Origin of the sequence: Caballeronia fortuita (assembly GCF_001544835.2) — a bacterium.
GTDB classification, from domain to species: domain Bacteria; phylum Pseudomonadota; class Gammaproteobacteria; order Burkholderiales; family Burkholderiaceae; genus Caballeronia; species Caballeronia fortuita.
The window spans coordinates 1-19,743 of the sequence record NZ_FCNX02000033.1; the positions used below are offsets into that span (position 1 = coordinate 1).

Genomic DNA, 19,743 nt, shown 5'->3' on the forward strand with positions numbered 1-19,743 from the left:
GGCTACGCCGCCTCCGACCTCTCACCAACGGCCAAAACCTCTGTCGCTATACCGGCCAAGATGATTGTCGCCGCGCACGCATCCCGTGGGAGTGCTGCTTCATGTCGCTAAGGTTGATTGTCCATCGCGCCACGCACGAGATTGGCGGCAACTGCATCGAACTGCGAGCGCCTTGTGGGGCTCGCCTATTGCTCGACGTAGGTCGTCCGCTAAACGCAACACCCGATGCAAGTGGCCTCCTCCCGGCCACGCTGGACCTCCACGCACCCGTTTTAGGCGTGGTTATCTCACACCCGCATCAGGATCACTACGGCTTGTTGAATGAGATCCCACGAGATTGGCCGATCTATTGCGGCGAAGCGTCTGCAGCACTCATGCGTCTGACTCAAGATTTGACTGGTCGAGGATTCGACCAGACCTTCTGCTTCTTGAAGTCGGGCGTTCCCGAGTCGATTGGGCCATTCACCGTCACGCGCTTTCTCACCGACCATTCGGCCTTCGACGCGAGCATGATCCTCGTCGAGTGCGCAGGCCGGCGCGTCCTGTATTCGGGCCCCCGGCGGTCGGTCAAATGCCCCCATGTATGGTCACTTCAAAATCCCCCAGTTAACGACCGCCGGCTGAGCGGTCCTTAGCGGTGCTGCAGGACATTTATTGTCGTCTCCTTCAGAGAAGAAGGAGACCAGGGAGTGAATTGAAATGAACGCGCCCCACCCGTAACCTCCATAAGGGAGCTTGGATTTTCAAGGTGAGCGACGTTGATGCGTCAACGGTGGAGAATGCGAGTGTTCCCGACAAGCGGAGGTCCCAATATGAACGGCACAGCGGTGGGTGTCGATATCGCGAAGATGGTGTTTCAGGTGCATTACGTTGACCAGGACTCGGGCGAGATCGTGAACAAGCAGATCAAGCGGTCAAAGTTTCTCGAGTTTTTTGCAAACCGAGCTCCTTGCCTCATCGGGATGGAGGCGTGCGGCGGTGCGCATCACTGGGCCCGGCGCCTCACGAAGATGGGCCACCAGGTAAAGCTGATGCCCGGCGAATTCGTTAAGGCGTTCAATATCCGCAGCAAAAACGATCCTGCAGATGCTCGAGCGATCTGGCTGGCAGTGCAGCAGCCTAGCAAACCAGTCGCGGTCAAAACGGAAATGCAGCAGGCTGTGCTAGCGCTACACCGAATGCGCGAGCAGCTTGTGAAATTTCGCACGATGCAAATCAACGCATTGCGCGGTTTGTTGACCGAATATGGCGAGGTGATGGGCAAGGGACGAACTGCATTGGATAAGGCGATGCCGGAAGTGCTTGCACGAGTGGCTGAACGACTGCCGGCTGTGCTCATTGATACGATGCGGGAACAGTGGAACGGGCTCGTGGCGCTCGACGAACAGATAGCCGGGATCGAACGGCGCATGCGCGAGTGGAAGAAGGACGACCCAGCAGTGAAGGCAATCAGCGAGATTCCCGGCGTAGGACTGCTGACGGCAACGGCGGCGGTCGCAATGATGGGCAATCCCAAAGCTTTTCGGTCCGGACGCGAATTTGCAGCATGGGCAGGTCTCGTGCCGAGGCAAACCGGTTCGGGCGGCAAGGTACATTTGCACGGCATTAGCAAGATGGGCGACACCTATCTGCGAAAGTTGCTGATTCACGGCGCGCGCAGCGTGCTGACCCATGCGAAGGAGCCAGGGCCGTGGATCAATCAAATCATCAAACGCCGACCGCCGAACGTGGTAACCGTCGCGCTAGCCAACAAGATGGCGCGTACGATCTGGGCCCTTCTGGCCCATAACAGGCGTTACCAAAAGGACTATCTGGGCGCGAAGCCGGTGTAAGGCACCATTCAAACCCGCAGACCAACAGTAATGTAGTACGAGCTTCGAAGGTTGCACAGGCGATCGTATGTGATGACAAACAGGTAGGACCGTGGCCCGCCAAGCCTGAAAGACATGAAGAGCCTTGAGCTCGCGGAGTGAATGAGGCGCGGGTCAGCGGATTTCATAGTGGGCCGCAGCTTAGCCGCTGCAATATGCCCGGATATAGAGCTGCAACCGATCCTGTTATGTCAGAGCTTATGAGCGCTTGTTCAAGGGGCGCGTTCATATAGAATGTCTTGAAGCAGCATCTGCAAAGCGCGATATTCACGCTGCTTGAGCGCGGCGTGAGCCAGCACAGGATCCACGAGCTCACGGGTATCGATCGCAAGACGATTCGCCGCTATCAAACGCTGTATGAGGCGCGGCGGGCGGGTGGCGCAAAATCCTCCACCGCCGCGACCACCGGCTCCGGCGATCCGGTGGTCGCGCAAACTCCCCCGCCGCAAAATCCTCCACTTCCGCGACCGCCGGCTCCAAGCGGAGTGCCGGTCAGTTCCTTCAACTTCGCCCGTTCGGCCAGTGAGCCCCACCGGGAATGGATCGAACAGCAGGTGCGGTTGAAGCGCAACGCCCAGGCGATCTACCAAGACCTCGTTGACCAGTATGGCTTTACAGCCAGTTACGAGAGCGTCAAACGTTTCGTCCGGGCGCTGCGGCACGTCGATCCGGAACAGTTCGACCGTCTCGAGTTCACCGCCGGTGAAGAGGCCCAAGTGGATTACGGCGAAGGCGCGCCGACCCGCGATCCGAAGACGGGCCGCTATCGCCGGCCACGCCTGTTCCTCATGACGTTGAGGTATTCGCGGCGCAGCTTCCGGCGCGTCGTCTGGAAGTCCAGCAAACAGGTCTGGGCACAGCTTCACGAAGAAGCCTTCCGGTATTTCGGCGGAAGCGTGAGCTACGTCGTCCTCGATAATTTACGGGAGGGCGTGATCACGCCCGACCTGTATGAGCCAGAGATCAACCGCCTTTACGCCGCGATGCTCGAACATTACGGCGTCGTCGCCGACCCGGCCCGCGTACGCGATCCAAATCGCAAGGGTTCTGTTGAAAACGCCATCCAGCATACACAGAATACCGCGCTCACCGGCCGGCGCTTCGAGTCGCTCGAGGCCCAGAATGAATTCCTGATGCACTGGGAAGAGAACTGGGCCGCCAAACGCATCCATGGTCGTGCACGGCGACAGGTTGAAGCGATGTTCCAGGAGGAGAAGCCGCACCTGAAGCCATTGCCGACCACGGTATTCCGCTACTTTACCGAGGTCGTGCGCACCGTCTGGGACGACACCACGGTGAGCATTGATCGGAGCAACTATGCGGCGCGGCCCGCGCCCATTGGGAGTCTCGTGTGCGTACGCGTCTACGACACCACGATCGAGATCCGTGATCGCCGCTCGCAGGAACTGCTGCGCACCCATCCACGCCACGCTCAGCCCGGTTCCCTCGACCTGCCCGACAGCGAGCGCCCGTTCAATCCATCGCGCCAGACCAGTCTCGCGCTGGCCAGCGCCACCGACATCGGTCCACAAACGAAGGCGCTGTGCCAGCACCTGTTCGACGCCGAAGGTCGCGTCGGCCACCGTGGCATGTGGGGCATCGTCGCGCTCGCGAAGAAGTATCCCGCGTGGCTCGTCGAGCAGGCCTGCGATCACGCCCTGCGTCACCACCTCTATCGATACCGGCAGGTACGTGCCGTCGTCGAGCGGCTGTTCGAGCAGGCCCTTGAGCGTCTCGATCGTGCGCCACAGCTGGCCTTGCCGCTCACACAGGAACACCCCCTGATCCGTCCGGGTGACGAATACGGCGAGTTCTTCAACGTCGGCGCGCAACACAGCGCCGGCTCTCATCCATCAACAAATGGAGAAACAGCATGAACACCACGCTACCCGACATCGAGCGGGCGCTCAGGCTGCTGCGCCTGTCAGGCGTACGCGACACACTCGAAACCCGCGTGTTGCAGGCACAGGGCACCCAGCAGCCGTTCCTCGAGACCTTCGCCCTGATCCTGCAGGACGAACTCGACCGGCGTCAGTCGCGGCTCATCGAGCGGCGCTATCAGCAGTCCGGACTCGAGGAGAAGCTCACGCTCGCCGAGTTCGACTGGTCGTTCAATCCGAAAATCCCGCGTCAGGCCTGCTTCCAGCTCAACGCGCTGAAGTTCATGGCCGCCGGCGAGAACGGATTGATCATCGGCAAACCTGGCACCGGGAAGTCGCACGTTGCCAAGGCCGTCGCGTATCAGGCAGTTCTGCAAGGCCACAAGGTACAGTATCTCGAAACCGATGACTTCTTTAACCGCTACGCGCTCAGCGCGGCGGAGCAGCGACAGACGCGAGTGCGCGCGATACTCGAGGCTGACCTGCTGGTGCTCGATGATCTGTTCCTCGCCCGCTCGATACCGGACGAGGCCGGCGCGCTATTACAGACACTGGTCCATCAGCGCTACAAACTGCGCCGAAGCATCATCGTCACCTCCAATCGCGTCGTGCAGGACTGGGGGGCGTATCTGGGCGATAAGACGATGAGCACCACGATCCTCGATCGCCTCATGCATCATTGCCATCAGCTCGAGTTCAACGGCCGGAGCTACCGCCTCAAGGAAGCCGCCGAGGCCCTTGCACAGAAAACGAAAGAGGAATAAAACTCGACCTCGTCCTGCTTCACCCGGTGGGGGAATTTACGCGACCAAAACTGGGGGAGTTTCAACTGACCGTCCGGGTTCGGGCGATTTCCGCGTTCATGGGCGAAAGGCATCGTTGGTTGAGCGACTGCTGCAATCGCTGCCCGACCGAATGGATGCGCTGCTGCTCGAGGGTACTAATCTCGGCAGCGTCAAACCGTGCGTGACGGAAGACGAAGTCGAACGGCAATTTGCCGCGCTCTTCGCGGAGACGCGTGGCCGAGTGTTCGTATCGTGGTCGGCACAGAATGTCGACCGCACGGTCACGCTGTATCGCGCGGCGCTCAAGGCGAAACGTATGCTGGCCGTCGATCTATACACGGCAAGCGTGCTCCATACGCTGAAAGATTATGGACGCATACCTCAACCCGGCTGGCCAGGATTGGAAGTCGTCGTGACATCGCGATTCGCGCGGCTCTATCGCAGACGGGGTGACGGAGCGTTCGTGGAGCGTATGGCGAAGCACGGTATCGCCGCGAGCGCGCTTGCGAACCAGCCTTCGCGGTGGGTCATCATGTTGCGACCTTCGTTACTCGATGACTTCGAGCGAAACGGCGTTATCCCGTGCGTCGACGACGGCTGGAGCTGGTCCATGTGGCGTGGATACCTGGATCAGTCTGACGGCCAGCGCGTTCAGGACTGGTGCGAAGAAGGCGGCGCGACGGCTCGTCATCTGCATACGAGCGGCCACGCGTCCCAGGCGGACCTGATCGCGTTCGCGCGCCGCGTCGACGCGCGAACCACGATACCCATCCACGGCGTGGCCTGGGACCCGGCGCCCGACGGCTTCCCATCTATCACGCGGCTTGCAGATGGTCAGCCGCACGACCTTTGAAGGACAGTGAGATGCCGACTGACGATGTACTGCAATCAGACTCGAACGATGGTCCGTTCCAGCCGCGCGCGCTGTCCGAAGCGTTCGTCCGGGCGCTGGAGAATGAAGGAGGCTTGCTCCATCCGCTTCTGACCTACTTCAAGTCGGATCACACGTTGATGATGGGTCTGCGAGGTACATACGTCAACGTCTACTACCGGGGCGGCAGCCTGATGAAAGTCGCTTGCACGAGCGCGGCGTGCGACCGGTTTGTCATCACCTTCGATCCGAACTACGGCGAACATCCCGCCGTGCCAACATCGTCGAGCGTGGTGAGCGAGGCCCACGACCTGCAACTTTGGCTCGAGCGCATTCCGTATCTCAAGCTGCTGATGGACCGCTTCTTCGCACGCCGCCCCAAGCAAGAGCGGGAGTTCCAGCAGCTCGTGGCCCGCGAGAACAACCAGTCGGTGATTTCGAACGAAACAGACTATTTCATCGCCGACATTGAGTACGCTCACGGCAGTGCGAGATTCGACATGCTCGCGATTCGCTGGCTCACCAAGGACAGGAAGTTCACCAACAGGTTCCGGCTCGCAGTAATCGAGATGAAATATGGCGACGGCGCATTGGAAGGCGTCTCCGGCTTAGCTGAGCATTTACACGCGCTGGAAGAAACTCTACGCATCCCCGGCGCGCGACAGGCGCTGACTCAGGTCGCCGTGGACTTATTCAATCAGCTCACTCGACTGGGGCTGGTCAATATCAGGCAGAAAAAGCAACTCGAAGTGTCGTCCGATGCGCCGGAAATCGTGTTTTTGCTAGCCAACCATCATCCCGGCGCGAGCAGACTCGGACAGCTGCTCAGCAAAGTCGACAAGACGCGTTTTAGTCCAGACACCGACACCGAACTCAAGTTTGCGGTATCGTCATTTGCCGGATATGGCATGCATAAGGCGTGTATGTACGATCTTGGCGAGTTCTCGGAACTGGTCGCAAATCTCGAGGAGCGGTACAGATCGAAAGGAGGCGTCGCACCCGACGAATAACCTACCGGATTACAAGATCTCAGAATCCGCGAAGGGAAACAGAAAAGAGGCCCGTTTGCTTCGCCTACTAACGTGATAATCGACGGGCTTTCGGCGATCGTTTTTATCGTAGCCAATTTCAACTATGCGTCGCCGACGCGTCGTCGGCCATAGCCGGCATTGACCCGGGTCGCGTTCAGATCGGCAGCCCAGTGGAAACCTGACGTTGCAGCCGTCGCGCGGCAGCACCCCAATCGATCTGATCACGAAATTCACGCTTACGACGACCCGACGAGGACGCCAAAATGGCAACGAGAAAGGTGTTGCGAGCCAGATGCGAGGCAAGGTCTCTGGACATGCACCCATACAAGCCGTGAATTGGCCTTGACGAAAGCCTGCGCCAGGCAATCGTTCCGAGGCGCGCTTTGGCCGTATGCGGATGGTCTTACTGGACTTGAACACCCGACGCGAGCCGAGATAGGACGACGCTGATATTGAGCCCTTGCCCCGGCGACTCGGCTGATCTATGTGACGACTATTGGTCTCGTCGCTGGTCGACTTCTCCGAATCCCTGCCGTTGGAAGTGCGTCACCTTTTCAAACCGGCGCATAAATTCCTCGATCGCAGGGTGAAAAGCCCATTCGCGCGAGGCACGTTCGCTGAAAACGAGATCCTTGAGTCTCGATTCGTCGCTCATAGCTAGGTCGACCGCCGAAACCAAGATCACCAGAGTGGGATGGCCACGCTCTTGGACCCGCTTTCGGCGATTTGGATCTCGTTCCCGTTCGCGGCTTGCGAGTTCAACGAACATGGTTCCCGCTGGCCAGTTTTCTGTCGCGAACGTTTCCAGCCGCAATGCCGGCCGGTCTTCGTCCGACGATGCTGCCGTGGTGACGGACTTTATGCGCAGATCGCAGGCGCGTCGAATGACGTGACGCTCGTTTAAGCCGCGCACAACGGGTGTTCGGGTTCTAAGGTCAGGAACGGTTATATACGTTCCTTCCTCGAGACCCAGTTTCTCAGTGGACTTCCTCGACGGATGAGGATTACGCAACGAGAGCCGCGCCGTCGGCGCCGAACTTAGATCTCCCGGACGGCGAGCCCCGGGCTCGGCATCGCGCAGCGCGTCCAGAGCTTTCCTACGCCGCTCGGCTTCGGCTTCTTTCAGGAGCTTCTCGGACGCGTCGAGTGCGGGATGGTACACCCAACGCTTACCGACCAGTTCGCCCGCGATCAAATCGCGGAACTGTTTCATGTTTAGTCTCCCAGCGAGCCGTGATAGATCTATCTCTAGGGCGGCCACGTTGCGGGCTCTTATCCTAGCCTCGCGCTCCCACCCGATGCCATTTGTGACAGTAACCTCAACCAGCAAATCCTCTGCTGGCCAGCCAGGTTGCTCGACCGTGCGCGCCATAACGTCAGGACGTATTGTTCCGAGCGGGCGTTCGAGACAGACATTTTTAAGAGCCAATGACGCGTGCGGCCGAACCTGAAGTCCGTCAGAGCGTCTCAGCGCCGGAACGACCAAGCTGCATTCTTGCTGCAGGATTTCCTTCGTGGCTTTGTGAAGTGCGGATTCGGTGCTCGCGCTGCCGTAGTCGATCGCATCGACTGCGCGCGCGATAGCGTCTTTCTCCGCGGCGGCGGCGCACTCGTCTTCCTTCCAATGCCCGCACCAGTTTGCGTTGCGCAGTTCCAAGCGCATGCGTTCGCGCAACTCGTCAGGGGAAAGCGCGGAAAGCGCTGGGTCACTGACCACAACCTCGATGATTGGGCCGCCGTCCGGGGTCGTGTTCTTCCGCGTCGCGACAAGCTTTACCCGGAATTCGCGGTCGTCGTCGAGACGAACAACCGCCGTGATTTCATCGACGATTGTGGTCGATGAGATTTTCGCGAGCTCCGGAGGTACCTCGCTCCAACCGTCGTACACTCGCCCGCTGATGCCGACGATTTGTGCGTCGCGCCGGTGTCCCGGTAGAGTGACATAACCGTCTTCCGGCAGCGATAGCAAAATCGCCGCGCGAGCAGCGGCGATAAGGCAAGTGTTTCGTTCCACTCCCGCCGCATGCCGGAAGTGAGGACGCAGCCGATACTCGATCCTTCCCGCATTAACGGCTTGGAGCGGAAGGCCGCAACCGGCGCAGTCACACGAGCAGTCATTGCCGTTCTCGGCGGGCGTTAGTTCGAGAATGTGTCGGGGTCGGCCGGTTTCACGGTCTCTCCCCCACGCCATCACGATGTCCGATTTCCTGCCGGCCGTTGTTGAGCGGCGCGTTCGAACGCGATACTCGGCTTCCTTTTGATCGGCCATATGGCTCGCTCCGCCCCTGAAGAACCCGTGTCCCGATGCCGCGCGCTGCTCTCGCACGCGGCGCTTGATGATATCTCACGCATGGACTCATACCGACCAGCGTAAGGCCAGCGCCCCGGTGCCCGCGCACGGGTTCGCGCTCACGAAATTGTTGACGCCGGTGCTCTTGTGCAGTCGATATCACGACGCTCCGGCGACCACCAGCTCCTGGCCGAGCCTCCCCTCACGATGAGTGTTGAGTCTTCGGCCTTAGCGGACCTCTGAGGAGGCTCTCGTTGAAGTCAGCAGTCTGGTGCCCTGCCGACATTCAGTGTGCCGCACAGCAAGATGATCGCTTGGGGCAACACGCCGCGCAAACAGCCTTCAAGTATCAAAGAATTTTCGCGCGACTAGGGGGCATCTCGGTTGTTGCCATGCTTGGCTCTCGGATGTACTTTCATTCAGGGTTCAGCGTTCAGCTATCGGATGGGCTGAAAATGGCACACGGTAGGAGGCTCCGGGGCGGAAACTATGAGTCGGCTGTGTCGCACTAAAGTTTTGGCGCGACAGTCCGATACTCATACAGGAACCAAACAAGGTCAGGTGCTGCAGAATGAAAGATAAGCTGGCGAGCATTGTTGCATGTGTGGCCGTTGCCGTAACTGCCGGGTGCGCTACAAAGACTTCTACACTGGGAGCGGAGGCGCGTGACCATTCCGTGACCATCCTAGCAACATGCGGGGGAGGGCTCGACGAATCTATCGGGGCGAAAGCGACGGCTGAGCTGAGTCATGGCGGAGAAGTCAGCGCTGAAGCGCTCTCGACAGTCCGTGCCAGCCTAATCAGCGACGGAACGCTCAAGAGCGACGACAGAATCAAGGCATTTGATATCTTCACGAAGTGTGCCTTGGAAGTTGACAAGCGGATTCGCGACGAGAAGCAGACGCCCGCATCGAAAGTAGCTGCGCTCGTTGGGAGGCAGTGGTACCTGCAGAGGGGGCAATACGAAAATTGGATCGTCGAACAAAAGAAGCATCCCCCTCACACAGTCGAGGTGACAAGCAAGAGTCTGGACTCGGGGATCGTCGACAAGCAGCAGGGGAACATTGCGGACGCGCTTTGGATTCGATTCCGCGAAGACGGACGCATTGAGACAAATTTCACAGCCGCCCCGCGCGCGCCTCGCAACGATCCCGATCTGCTGTTCGGCGAAGGCAGCGCTGCGGACTGGACATCGTCAAGTGAGCGTAACGTTATCACCGTCCATAACGGCTCGCTGTACCCTCCGTCATTCGTTGCAGAACAGGCAAAGTTCGAAGCCAACGTCCGAGGAGATAAGCTAGTTTTAACCAAGCTGGAAGGGGCTCCGAACGTGCTTCTCAAAGGTACCTTTATCGCGGAGTAAGCCGATGCGCGTTGACCTCAACAGCGAACCAGCCACTCGAGCGACACCTTCGTCGGATGAGCATGCGGCGGCAAGTGGCCGCGCGAGGCCAGATGGCCGAGATTGGTGCTTCCGCCCTGCGGCGAATCATGCGGTTTTTGGACCCGGACCTCTTCTCCGTTCTCGACGAGGTGCTGAGCTTCGGTCTCGGATATGCAACGAATCCGACCGGTTATCAGCTCTTCATGGAGCAGTTGACCGCGTTCCGTGACGATCTCGTCGAAAGGGGCGCGGCGCGGCGCACGCTCGGTGAGATTGAATTCGGCCCGTTTTTGCTGGCACGCCAGAAGGTGCGCTCAAAGCCGGCAGCCAGATAACGGCGTAGCATCCCACGAGTCTGCTGCGCGAACATCACGCTCAAACTCAGTGTGCCGGTGCCGTTATCAGATTCTAACCGCCGACGCGCATCGCTACGGAATAATCAGGCAGCAATAAACAATAATGGAGAGCGTTTGGAAACTGCATTTTACTGCGTCATCGTATTTATCGTGACGGCCACTGGAACGATCCTTTATTCCAGGGGTAAAACGAAGCAATCTCTTGCCGAGGCTGACGGCCAGCTTCTCAAGATCCGCGATCTGGAAAAGCAACTTCACCTTAAAGATGCTGAAGCACTTCGAGCAAAGAACGACTCGGAGTTGCTCCATTTCGAAGCGCTTCGGCTCGCTCGCGAAGAAGCCAGGGAAGAAGGCGTGGCGCTGGGCAAGAGCGAATGTGAAAAAGACTACCTGCTCGAAAAGACGCGGCTGGAGTCGGATCATCGGAGCGCGATAGTACAGGAGCGGGAGAATGCCGCTAACGAAGCCAAAGCCCAACTACGACTGGAAATCGCGACTCAGACCAAGCTGTTCAGCGTGGCAATCTTCCCGTACGTCAAGATAGAAACGGACAAGGGCCTAATTTGGGACGATCACAAGGCGGTCGCAGGCTACCAGTACCAGCTTCTAGTGAACGGAATTCCTGCATTCGAGCCTCATGTCGTCAAGATACACGAGACCGTGATCAAAGAGGTCAACGAGGCGGCCAAGAAAACCCTGCTGAACGTTGCGGAAAAGGCCGTCAACGCCGCGATCGCAACCTATCTGCCGGGCGCGAACGCGGACCTGTTTAAGCGCGGGGAGCCTGTCATCAAGGAAGGCAAGAAGTAGGTTACGAGATCCGAGGACGCGCAGACGATACGCACATTTGTCCCGCGTTCCGGAACTTCCCGCCCACGAGCAGCTTGGCTGCGCACTGCAAGTCGCCGTCCGCGAGCACGAGTGAGTGGCAGGCGCATGTCCACGGAGCTCCATCGTCGCGCGGGCTTCACGTGTTGCCCCGCCATGGGCCCGGGCGGCCTGCGCCCTTGCGTCGATCCCGCAAAGGAAATCTTCGCCACAGAAGCGTGGCGGCATTTCGGGCTTGACACCGCCAGCGATGACAAGAGCGACGCGTTTTGGTTGCCGAGCCAACCGGAGGGCATCGGCCATTGCGGACGTTTTCGGTCGGCGCCGAGACGGGCGCTCCAGTATAAGGAGCGACCGTTCGTTGGCCAGCAAATCACAGCATAGGACTACACGGTCCAGAATCTGTGATAAGCGGGTCCTTCCGACTTCGGGGGGTGCTGCGGCCGAGTAATCCTCACGGGGGTGGGCATCGGAAAGTCAACGCCCACCAGAATGGCCTCTCCTTGGCCAAGCGTCGGCAGGAACGCCGCGGCCGAACCGTCGAGATTCCCGCAGGCTTTTTCGACAACGTCACGGTCTCGCTCATTAATGAGCCGGTGGACAATGAACACCCCCAGCTGGCTCAGTACATCTTCCGGTACGTCTCTGGGGCGTTGCGTCGCCAGGATTGTCGTCAAACCGTATTTCCGGCCCTCTTTCGCAACCAGTCCAAACGCATCAAGGCGAATGCGATTATTTTCGTCGCCCATGTTTTTGTTGAGGAACTGATGCGCCTCGTCCAGCACGACGACCACTGGCATTTCCGCAAATGAGCCCTGGCGTGCCATTCCGAGAAGATGTCGTCCGATCGCATTCGCTAGCAGCTCGCGCGCATTGTGGTCGAACGGAAGGAACTCCATCGAGATCCGGAGCACCCGATCCGTGGAACCGAGAAACTCGTCGATATTCTCGGTCAACGAAGACCCGAATAATTCCGGGTGGAAAAGGCAACGCAAAGATCTCGAGCGAGTAATGGAATAGATCTTTGCGACTAGCGTTTCGCAATATCCTTTTGTGCGTTCGTCATATCCGCCCCAGACCGTATAGTCCGGTTCCCGGAGCGTGCCACCGTTTTCAGAGACGCATTCCTCGAATATCTGCCTACCGAGCTGTGAGATGAGATACTTGGCACCCTCGGCTTCGACGGCGGATTCATGCTGTGCCCAGGCCACATTGAAGTCCCTGCGCACGGTGCCTGCCTTTTTGACGGTACGAGGCTCGTTTTCTCCGTGGAGAACATAGTTCAGCTTGAGACTGCGCAACGCCTCGCGCAACTTCGGGACCTGTGCTCCGGGACTCGGCTGAAAAATAGCGAATAGATCCGGCTCTGTCAGCTGCCAGTAGGGAAAAGCGACGAACTGGCGCGGGTCGTCGTCGCCGTCTCGCTCCCCTCCAAGGTGTATTGCCCGCACACGATCCGTGCATGTGTGAAATTCGCCAGTGGGGTCGATTAGGATGATCTTGCCGCCAATACGTGCAGCTTCCTGGACGATACGCGCCACGGTCCAGCTCTTGCCCCCGCCCGTAGCACCAAGCACCGCGCAATGCCGTCCAAACATGTGCGCGGGACTGACGTTTACCCGGGTACTGGACTCCTGTGCGATCGTCGCCAGTTCGATTAGCCCGTCAAAACCAGCGTTGTCGCCTTCGACGATATGCTTGACTAGAAGCGGATGCGCTGAAAAGACCTGCTGGCCGATGCGAGGATGAACAGGAATGCCCGAGATCACCTTGCCGGTAGAGAGCTCCAGGGTTGTCAGCAACTGCACGAAACCGATCGGATGCGAATCCGGACGCCCGCCCAGGGCCGGCTCAGCTTCGAGCCGTTCATTGTCAGGCAGTCGGACTTCAGTAATTCGGCCGAGCACGGTAAGTCCTTCGCCCTCGATGAAGACAAATTCTCCGACCTGGCCACCGAGAACGGCGTACCCTGAATATTGACGCGCCGACACGCTCGCCGCGAGTGGCAGATTGATCTTTGCAGCGTCGGGACTGACGTACGACACGGAGCCAACGTATCTACTAGGATCGAAGGGGCTTGTGGACAGGCGCCTGTTCATGTGTTTTCGCCCCGGAGACGCCGGATACGCTCGAGGTGTTGTTCAAGGTCCGTTTCGGCAGCAATGTCGGGCAGCTGGGGCACTATTTCCTCGAAGGTCGCGCCGATCAGCGCAAGACGGGCATCGCCGTGCTCGATGAGGTAACGGATCTTCTTCAGGTGTGCGTTCGTTGCGTCAATCCCTGCTCTTGTCGAATCGTCCACGCGCGGACCCAGTCCCGGGTCACATACGGCAACCTTTAGACTAAGGTTCGAGTTGATTGCCGACAGTATTGGCTCCGCAATGTGGTTGTCGTTGAAGCCAAAACCGAGAATCAGCAGGCCAGTGTCTGGCTGTCGAAGTGCCGCCTGAAGCGACGACATCATCTCGAAATAGGGTTGCTCGAACGCAAGCTCATATTTCGTGTTGCGCGGATAAACCAGCAGAGGACTTTCACAGTCAGGCTTTTTCTCGATCTCGTTTGTTGTCGGGTTCCGCATCCAATCAATCGAGCCATGCAGCTTGTAGAGCAGAAAGACATTCGATATGAAGTCGTGGCTATCAAGGTTAGTGTCGCGACGGACGATGTCGTACGTGAAATACAGACTGTCGAAGACCTGTGGGCTAGAGTGCGAGAAGCCATCGACGACAACGTAACGTCCCTGGCGCGCGGCGTACTCGAAGCACAAATCATAGTTCGTCGTGAAGAGCTTGCTGCGCATCTTGCGTGGTGAGCGGCGCGACAGCCGACGCAGAAAATCTGCGTGCACGGTTACGTCATCGTCGGGCTCAAGGAACCGGACGGCGTCCCGAACGGTCGATTCCGCCGTGTGAATGAACCGGCGAACGACTTCACGTTCATCTGAATCCGCCAGGAACTCCGCGGCGACCTTGCAGTGCGAAAGAAGCGCCTCGATATTGCTCTTTTGACGCTCATCGTCTGGCAACCGTGAAAGCCCGAGTACCTTTTCGAAATGCTCGCCGGTCGCTGCCTGTACTCGTGTCCACAGATCCCACATCGTCGGTGCAAGTTTTTTCCCCTCAATCGGGTTGCGCCCGCCTGCGCGATTGGTACCGTCAACGTTTACGTGCAGGGACGTCCCAAGACCCGTGAGAACAACCAGATTATTGCACCGGAAACAGTCGGACAGACTGCGCTGGATTTCGTCGAGCGCCGGATCAGCCGGCGAGCCACGGTGCTCGCTGGTTGAGCGTGTCTGTTGCCATTGTCCTGCACTTCGATAGCTGAATACCTGCATTTGGTCAGTTCCAGGCTGATAGTGCGAGGCAGTATACGATTTCCACGACGCCAGGTCATATGACATAGGGCATCTGTACTGGTAACTGCAATTCGACGTCGCCGTGCGACGAACTGCCACTCTGGATTGGTGAGCAACCGGCCTAGAGTCGATCGACGACCATCGGCCGCGGCCGCCGCGCCCATGTCGGTCATCCGGCAGCGCACCGCCAGTTCCAGTCATCTTGATCGCAGCGACGATCGTGAGCGATAAGACGCGTGTCGCGGGACAGGGCGGCAGTTGCATAGCGGGTACTGCATATCCAGCATAGTCGGTGTACTGGCTGCGCCGATGCGGCCTGGCTACGGTGGGGTACTTTCGAGCCGAACAATCATGACGGGGCGCGGTGGACGTCAGACCGCGGACTGCATGACGGAACATTTAAGCGCAGCACGGGCATTCTGAGGGCTATTCTGCTCAGCAAGCGGTCATTCGGAGGGCCGACAGATGCGGCGTTTCATCGGTCGAGCGCCGCTTGGAGCAAACTGTCGATTCAACGGCACTTTTAATCTTCCAAGCGTTTTCCACGATGAGGTCGCTAATGTGTCTGCTGAAAAGTTCGACCTTTTCGTTCGAGATATGATGGCACCGGGCAACAAGGAAGACGCATCCAATGACAGCAGATACACCACAGCCGAAACTCTTTATCTCATATAGCTGGACGACGCCGATGCACGAACAGTGGGTGATGGACCTCGCTGAGCGTCTGGCGGAAGACGATGTCGATGTGATCATCGACAAATGGGCCTTGCGGGAAGGTCACGACGCCCATGCATTCATGGAGCAGATGGTGACCGACCCGGAGATCACGAAAGTCGTCATGATTTGTGATGCCGCGTACGTGGAAAAGGCAAACCGGCGCGCCAGGGGCGTGGGAACCGAGACGCAGATCATCACGGGCGAAATCTATAGCAACACGACGCAGGACAAGTTCGTTGCCGTGATTGCGGAAAAGGATGCGGAAGGAAATGCGCTCGTTCCCGTTTATTACAAAGGCCGAATTTACATCGACCTGTCGGATGCCGGGCGCCATGAGGAGGAATACGAGCGACTGCTTCGATGGGTCTATGACCAGCCGGTCTACGTCAAGCCGTCCCGGGGAAAGAAGCCGGCGTTCCTGTCGGAAGCGCCTAGTGCAAGAGTGGGCAACCGGTCGGCGATGAAACGAGCGCTAGAGCAGTTGCGCGACGGCAAGCCAACTGCATCGGGCGCTGTCGGGGACTATCTGTCGAGCGTTGCCGAGGATTTTGAAAGATTGCGGATCATCAAAGAGAAAGGCGTGCAGTTTGACGACCAGGTGGTCCAGTCCATCGAGTCTTTCCTGCAGACACGGGACGAAGTACTCACAGTCATCCAGGCCGTGGCGCGGTATGAACCGAGCGACGAGAACGTTAAAAAAATCCACCGGTTTTTTGAGGCACTCCTGAGGTACTACTTTCCAGCTCCCGATGTCATGCAGTGGTCCGACACGGACTTCGACAATTTCGTGTTCGTCACGTATGAGCTCTTCCTGCACACGCTGGCGATCTTTATCGACGCCGAACAGTTCGGGCAGGCCCGATACCTGATCGCAACGGAGTTCTACGTGGGGCGAAACCATCGCTTTGGTAATGAACCCATGGTTGCATCAAGCGCGATTGACGGACAGCTGAAATCGCTTGAATACCGAAACAGCAGGTTGAACATGCGCAGGGAATCCGTACAGGCAGACCTGCTGCGCGACCGCAGTAAGTCGGGCGCGGTCCGGTTTGAATCGCTGGCGCAGGCCGACCTCATTCTCTATCTGTATTTCAAACGCAAGCCCGACTCCTGGTGGTATCCACTGACGACGGTTTTCCTTGGCATGAGTCATTCGGCGTTGCCCGTCTTCGCCCGCGCGAACTCGAAGAAATACTTCCACAAGCTGCGCGTACTGCTGGGATTTGATACCGCCGATCAGATGCGCGAGTGGATCAGGGAAATGGAGAGCGGGAATGCATTGCCGAAGTCCGGTTTCCATCGTCTGCCGCTTGGCAGGTTGACGGCCGCAGAACAGCTGGCTACAAAGGAATGAAGACCCCGGTGACTGCGGTACGGAATGCAGCCGCTGGTGGATTCATTTTGCCTGACGCGCTGGCGCAAGTCTCTGAGAAGCCGGCGTTGAAGAGCTACTGGCAAGACGATCGAAGCAGCCAAACATGCCGGCGTCGTCAAGCCTTCGAGCGTAAAGCGCGTGATTGCCGGCACCATCGCGCAGAAAAAAACATAAACGATCGTTTTCGCGCTGCGGTCGTCGCCCGGGATCGGTCGTGAGCAGGCCGTCTGACAGGTTCCGATCGAACAAATCCAATTAGAAAATAGGGGATGCAATGCATTTTTATGTCGACGAGTCGGGGCACACGGGGCCGAACCTTTTCGATCCGGCGCAACCAATCCTTTACTACGGCGTGCTTTCCAGCCGTGTCAATCTTGATGCGGTAGCGCTCGAGCGCGTGAAGCGGGTCCGCAAGAAACTTGGCGTGCAGCGGCTGCACGCGGCGGAGCTGGGAAACGGTCGCTTGGTCGATCTGATTCCGGACGTGTTGCCCCTTGTAAAGCAATTCGATATTCGATTCAACGTTTATCGTGTTGCCAAACCAGATCACGCGATCATCTGCTTCTTTGATCAAGTGTTTGATCAAGGACTGAACCCGGCAATAACGTGGACTGGCTACTGGACGCCACTTCGATATGTTCTCTTGATCAAGGTCGCGTCATTGTTTGACGAGGAGCTCGCCAAATCGGCATGGCGAGCGCGAATCACGCCTAACGACGATATTGCTCTTCCGATAATGCAGCAAGTGTGCAGAGTTCTTCGGGAGCGGGTCGACGTTCTGCCCGATGCGCGCTCAAGGCAATTGATAGGAGATGCGCTGGCGTGGGCAGAGGCAAATCCCAGTGAGATTTCGTACAACGTGCCGAGCAAGAGAGATATACTGCAGATTACACCCAACGTGGTCGGATTTCAGTCAGTGATGCATGGAATCGCGGATCGACTGGGAACCACGGGGGCGCGTGCGTCGAGAATTGTCGTCGATCAGCAGTCTCAATTCAACAAGGCACAGCGCACACTCGCCGAATTCTATCGCAACGCCCGTGGATTCAAATCGTCGCTTGGTCCGGGTATGCCCCTCGTTGATCATACGCACACCCCGGATGTTCCCATCGAGTTTTCGAGTAGCACGGACAGTTGCGGGCTCGAACTCGTTGACATACATCTATGGGTTTTTAAGCGTGCGATGGAAGGAGTCGAACTTCCGCCGGAATTGGAGGCCCTCGTATATGCCCACATGCGCCGAGGCAAGACGGACGACATCTCGATAAAGGCAATCGAGAATCGTTGGACCAAGTGGTTCAACAAGCTCCCAGAGCTTGAGGAAATGTCGAGCGAACAAGTCGAGCGAGGAAAGGAAATTCTCAGAATCGACGAAGAGCGGCGGCTCAAGGCTGTAATTGGCACGCTCCAAACGGAAATGCCTGGGAAGATCAGCTAACTTGAATGGCCAACCACGTTTATCCTGACACGCTGGCCTCACCCTCGGGGCAATTTTTTTTCGCTCAACTGCTAGCCTGTCGGAAAACACCTTGATACGCATATTCCGTCCACAGTACGACGATCTCAAAAACAAGAGCAACATCTAAACGGTGACTTCGGCCGTTGGTTCGCGGATAGACCAGAGACCGGGAAAGGCGAATGGCCGTTGCACGCTCCAAACGGCCATCGCATATGTTCGATGGCGATCGGCCGATGTGGGTCGTAAGTACGCGTTGGCGGTTGGCGAAACGCGTCGCCCACGGCCGCTTTGGTGGAACGGCCGAAGAGCGTTGTAGAGCCGACATACCCAAGCCTACATCTGAACGTCAGCAATGGCCGACAAGCGAGCTTTAACTATCGTTACTGACGCGCCGATCCCATCCTGTTACCCTCTAGCTCGGTAGCGGATCGACAGCTGCGCATATCATGTTGGCCGCAGGAAAGCTGATTGGCACGACGCTGGCGCGACCCGTCTCTAACGCGTCGCGTCTTTGCTCAGACCCAACCGGCAATCTGATTTGGCGGTTCAACGCGCCCGTGTCGCCGTTCCACGAACACCTGGGAGCTTTAAGTGGCCAGTCGACGGTCGGCTCTGCAAAATGGGTTGAAATGCAGGTCCAGCACTATCTCAAGACCGGAGACTACGACAGCTTCTTCGTGGGATGGCCGGGGGAATCTGTAACTGACACTGCTTCGCGCGCCAGTCAGAAATTGCGCGCTGCGCTCATCGCTGAGACTCTGTTGCGCGCAGGGGACTTCGACCAACGGGGCTTCGTGCCGGAGCCGACATTGCCGTGGCTTTGTGACAAGCTCAAGCCCATGGTATATGGCCTATTTTCCGCCGGCGAACGGGAGGTCGTTCTTCGCACCCTCGTAGCGGGCATCGTTTTCCTCACGCCAAGCAACATCGTGCAAGTACTGACCAAGGAGACGTGGCTATCGACCGCATGGAAACAGGCCGACATTTATTTGGACAGTTTGGGCGCTACCCCTCTTCGAGAGGATTCCGATCCCGTTGTCGGCATGAGTCAAGACACCACCTGCTACGTCTCCCTGGCCTACTTTCGCGATACTGATCCTTTCGCTGACTACGTCGTGCATGAAGCTGCCCACGTGCTACACAACTGCCGCCGCGCAGCGATAGGGCTGGCAGAACGCCGGAGCTGTCCGAACCCGCTCGACATCGCCTTTGGCAAGCGGGAGACGTTCGCCTATGCTTGTGAAGCATACAGCCAAATACTTGTGTCAGCTCCCGGAGCAGCCGCACGGCAAGCGGCCCTGAGCTGCCATGAAGAGCATGGGCTGCCTCCGGATGAGCGCGTCGACCATGACGAATATTTGGACATCCTTTCGGATGCGATCCGGGCACGCAATGGATGGCGTCGCATCAAAGAGCGATGCGCAGCTGATCATCATCTCGGCCTAAAGCCTCTAGGTTCCCTGACCGTGCCTCGATTTCGCGTACAGCAGAAATTTGCTAATTTCTGTTTGTACGGAGGTTCGAATGTCAGAGAAGCT

The 19,743-nt window shown here is 58.2% G+C and carries 15 protein-coding genes; 12 read left to right on the forward strand and 3 right to left on the reverse strand.

Going from position 1 to position 19,743, the window contains the following annotated elements; genetic code table 11:
- The first annotated feature begins 101 nt into the window (after window positions 1–101).
- The 6 genes from AWB77_RS37535 to AWB77_RS33620 all read left to right on the forward strand — a co-directional run bounded on the left by AWB77_RS37535 (window position 102) and on the right by AWB77_RS33620 (window position 6,417).
- The gene (locus tag AWB77_RS37535; RefSeq protein ID WP_074169008.1) at window positions 102–635 is read left to right on the forward strand and encodes an MBL fold metallo-hydrolase; all 534 of its coding nucleotides are present in this window, start codon (window positions 102–104) and stop codon (window positions 633–635) included.
- Window positions 636–812: 177 nt separating this feature from the next.
- Window positions 813–1,832 carry an IS110 family RNA-guided transposase gene (locus AWB77_RS33600; RefSeq protein WP_061138784.1) on the forward strand — a complete coding sequence of 340 codons (1,020 nt, stop codon included), beginning with the start codon at window positions 813–815 and terminating at the stop codon, window positions 1,830–1,832.
- A gap of 278 nt (window positions 1,833–2,110) precedes the next feature.
- Window positions 2,111–3,748: an IS21 family transposase gene (gene istA / locus AWB77_RS33605; protein WP_061138771.1), complete on the forward strand. Its 1,638-nt coding sequence runs from the start codon at window positions 2,111–2,113 to the stop codon at window positions 3,746–3,748.
- Complete coding sequence (gene istB / locus AWB77_RS33610) at window positions 3,745–4,515, forward strand: IS21-like element helper ATPase IstB (RefSeq protein WP_061138772.1); 771 nt, start codon at window positions 3,745–3,747, stop codon at window positions 4,513–4,515. Before istA ends, istB begins: the two co-directional genes overlap by 4 nt.
- 151 nt (window positions 4,516–4,666) lie before the next feature.
- The gene (locus AWB77_RS33615; RefSeq protein WP_061138773.1) at window positions 4,667–5,389 is read left to right on the forward strand and encodes an MBL fold metallo-hydrolase RNA specificity domain-containing protein; all 723 of its coding nucleotides are present in this window, start codon (window positions 4,667–4,669) and stop codon (window positions 5,387–5,389) included.
- 11 nt (window positions 5,390–5,400) lie between these two features.
- On the forward strand, window positions 5,401–6,417 hold the full coding sequence (locus tag AWB77_RS33620) for a hypothetical protein (RefSeq protein WP_074169009.1): 1,017 nt from the start codon (window positions 5,401–5,403) through the stop codon (window positions 6,415–6,417).
- Window positions 6,418–6,931: 514 nt separating this feature from the next.
- Here the strand turns inward: AWB77_RS33620 and AWB77_RS33625 are convergent.
- Window positions 6,932–8,707, reverse strand: a complete 1,776-nt coding sequence (locus tag AWB77_RS33625) for a hypothetical protein (RefSeq protein WP_061138775.1) — start codon at window positions 8,705–8,707, stop codon at window positions 6,932–6,934.
- A gap of 592 nt (window positions 8,708–9,299) precedes the next feature.
- Between AWB77_RS33625 and AWB77_RS33630 the strand changes: the two genes are divergently transcribed.
- The 3 genes from AWB77_RS33630 to AWB77_RS33640 all read left to right on the forward strand — a co-directional run bounded on the left by AWB77_RS33630 (window position 9,300) and on the right by AWB77_RS33640 (window position 11,278).
- Window positions 9,300–10,091, forward strand: a complete 792-nt coding sequence (locus AWB77_RS33630; RefSeq protein WP_061138776.1) for a hypothetical protein — start codon at window positions 9,300–9,302, stop codon at window positions 10,089–10,091.
- A gap of 92 nt (window positions 10,092–10,183) precedes the next feature.
- Window positions 10,184–10,447: a hypothetical protein gene (locus AWB77_RS33635; RefSeq protein WP_157694974.1), complete on the forward strand. Its 264-nt coding sequence runs from the start codon at window positions 10,184–10,186 to the stop codon at window positions 10,445–10,447.
- Between the two features lie 135 nt (window positions 10,448–10,582).
- Complete coding sequence (locus AWB77_RS33640) at window positions 10,583–11,278, forward strand: hypothetical protein (protein ID WP_061138778.1); 696 nt, start codon at window positions 10,583–10,585, stop codon at window positions 11,276–11,278.
- A gap of 404 nt (window positions 11,279–11,682) precedes the next feature.
- On the opposite strand, the gene AWB77_RS33650 is transcribed toward AWB77_RS33640, so the two are convergent.
- Together AWB77_RS33650 and AWB77_RS33655 are read right to left on the reverse strand one after the other, a co-directional pair.
- Complete coding sequence (locus AWB77_RS33650; RefSeq protein ID WP_244158738.1) at window positions 11,683–13,341, reverse strand: ATP-binding protein; 1,659 nt, start codon at window positions 13,339–13,341, stop codon at window positions 11,683–11,685.
- Between the two features lie 50 nt (window positions 13,342–13,391).
- Window positions 13,392–14,633, reverse strand: coding sequence for an SIR2 family protein (locus tag AWB77_RS33655; protein ID WP_061138781.1), 1,242 nt, complete (start codon window positions 14,631–14,633; stop codon window positions 13,392–13,394).
- A 652-nt stretch (window positions 14,634–15,285) separates the two neighbouring features.
- Between AWB77_RS33655 and AWB77_RS33660 the strand changes: the two genes are divergently transcribed.
- From AWB77_RS33660 to AWB77_RS33670, 3 genes are all read left to right on the forward strand, one after another.
- The gene (locus AWB77_RS33660; RefSeq protein WP_063936607.1) at window positions 15,286–16,725 is read left to right on the forward strand and encodes a toll/interleukin-1 receptor domain-containing protein; all 1,440 of its coding nucleotides are present in this window, start codon (window positions 15,286–15,288) and stop codon (window positions 16,723–16,725) included.
- A gap of 295 nt (window positions 16,726–17,020) precedes the next feature.
- On the forward strand, window positions 17,021–18,184 hold the full coding sequence (locus tag AWB77_RS33665) for a DUF3800 domain-containing protein (RefSeq protein ID WP_061138783.1): 1,164 nt from the start codon (window positions 17,021–17,023) through the stop codon (window positions 18,182–18,184).
- A 467-nt stretch (window positions 18,185–18,651) separates the two neighbouring features.
- Window positions 18,652–19,743 (forward strand): hypothetical protein (locus AWB77_RS33670; protein ID WP_244158739.1); only part of this gene is annotated, 1,092 nt, incomplete at its 3' end.

Excerpts from the sequence above, each read along its gene's own strand:
- AWB77_RS37535 (WP_074169008.1), top strand. The coding sequence starts at position 102 with ATGTCGCTAAGGTTGATTGTCCATCGCGCCACGCACGAGATTGGCGGC.
- AWB77_RS33600 (WP_061138784.1), top strand. The coding sequence starts at position 813 with ATGAACGGCACAGCGGTGGGTGTCGATATCGCGAAGATGGTGTTTCAG.
- istB (WP_061138772.1), top strand. The coding sequence starts at position 3,745 with ATGAACACCACGCTACCCGACATCGAGCGGGCGCTCAGGCTGCTGCGC.
- AWB77_RS33615 (WP_061138773.1), top strand. The coding sequence starts at position 4,667 with ATGGATGCGCTGCTGCTCGAGGGTACTAATCTCGGCAGCGTCAAACCG.
- AWB77_RS33620 (WP_074169009.1), top strand. The coding sequence starts at position 5,401 with ATGCCGACTGACGATGTACTGCAATCAGACTCGAACGATGGTCCGTTC.
- AWB77_RS33625 (WP_061138775.1), bottom strand. The coding sequence starts at position 8,707 with ATGGCCGATCAAAAGGAAGCCGAGTATCGCGTTCGAACGCGCCGCTCA.
- AWB77_RS33630 (WP_061138776.1), top strand. The coding sequence starts at position 9,300 with ATGAAAGATAAGCTGGCGAGCATTGTTGCATGTGTGGCCGTTGCCGTA.
- AWB77_RS33635 (WP_157694974.1), top strand. The coding sequence starts at position 10,184 with ATGGCCGAGATTGGTGCTTCCGCCCTGCGGCGAATCATGCGGTTTTTG.
- AWB77_RS33655 (WP_061138781.1), bottom strand. The coding sequence starts at position 14,633 with ATGCAGGTATTCAGCTATCGAAGTGCAGGACAATGGCAACAGACACGC.
- AWB77_RS33660 (WP_063936607.1), top strand. The coding sequence starts at position 15,286 with ATGACAGCAGATACACCACAGCCGAAACTCTTTATCTCATATAGCTGG.
- AWB77_RS33665 (WP_061138783.1), top strand. The coding sequence starts at position 17,021 with ATGCATTTTTATGTCGACGAGTCGGGGCACACGGGGCCGAACCTTTTC.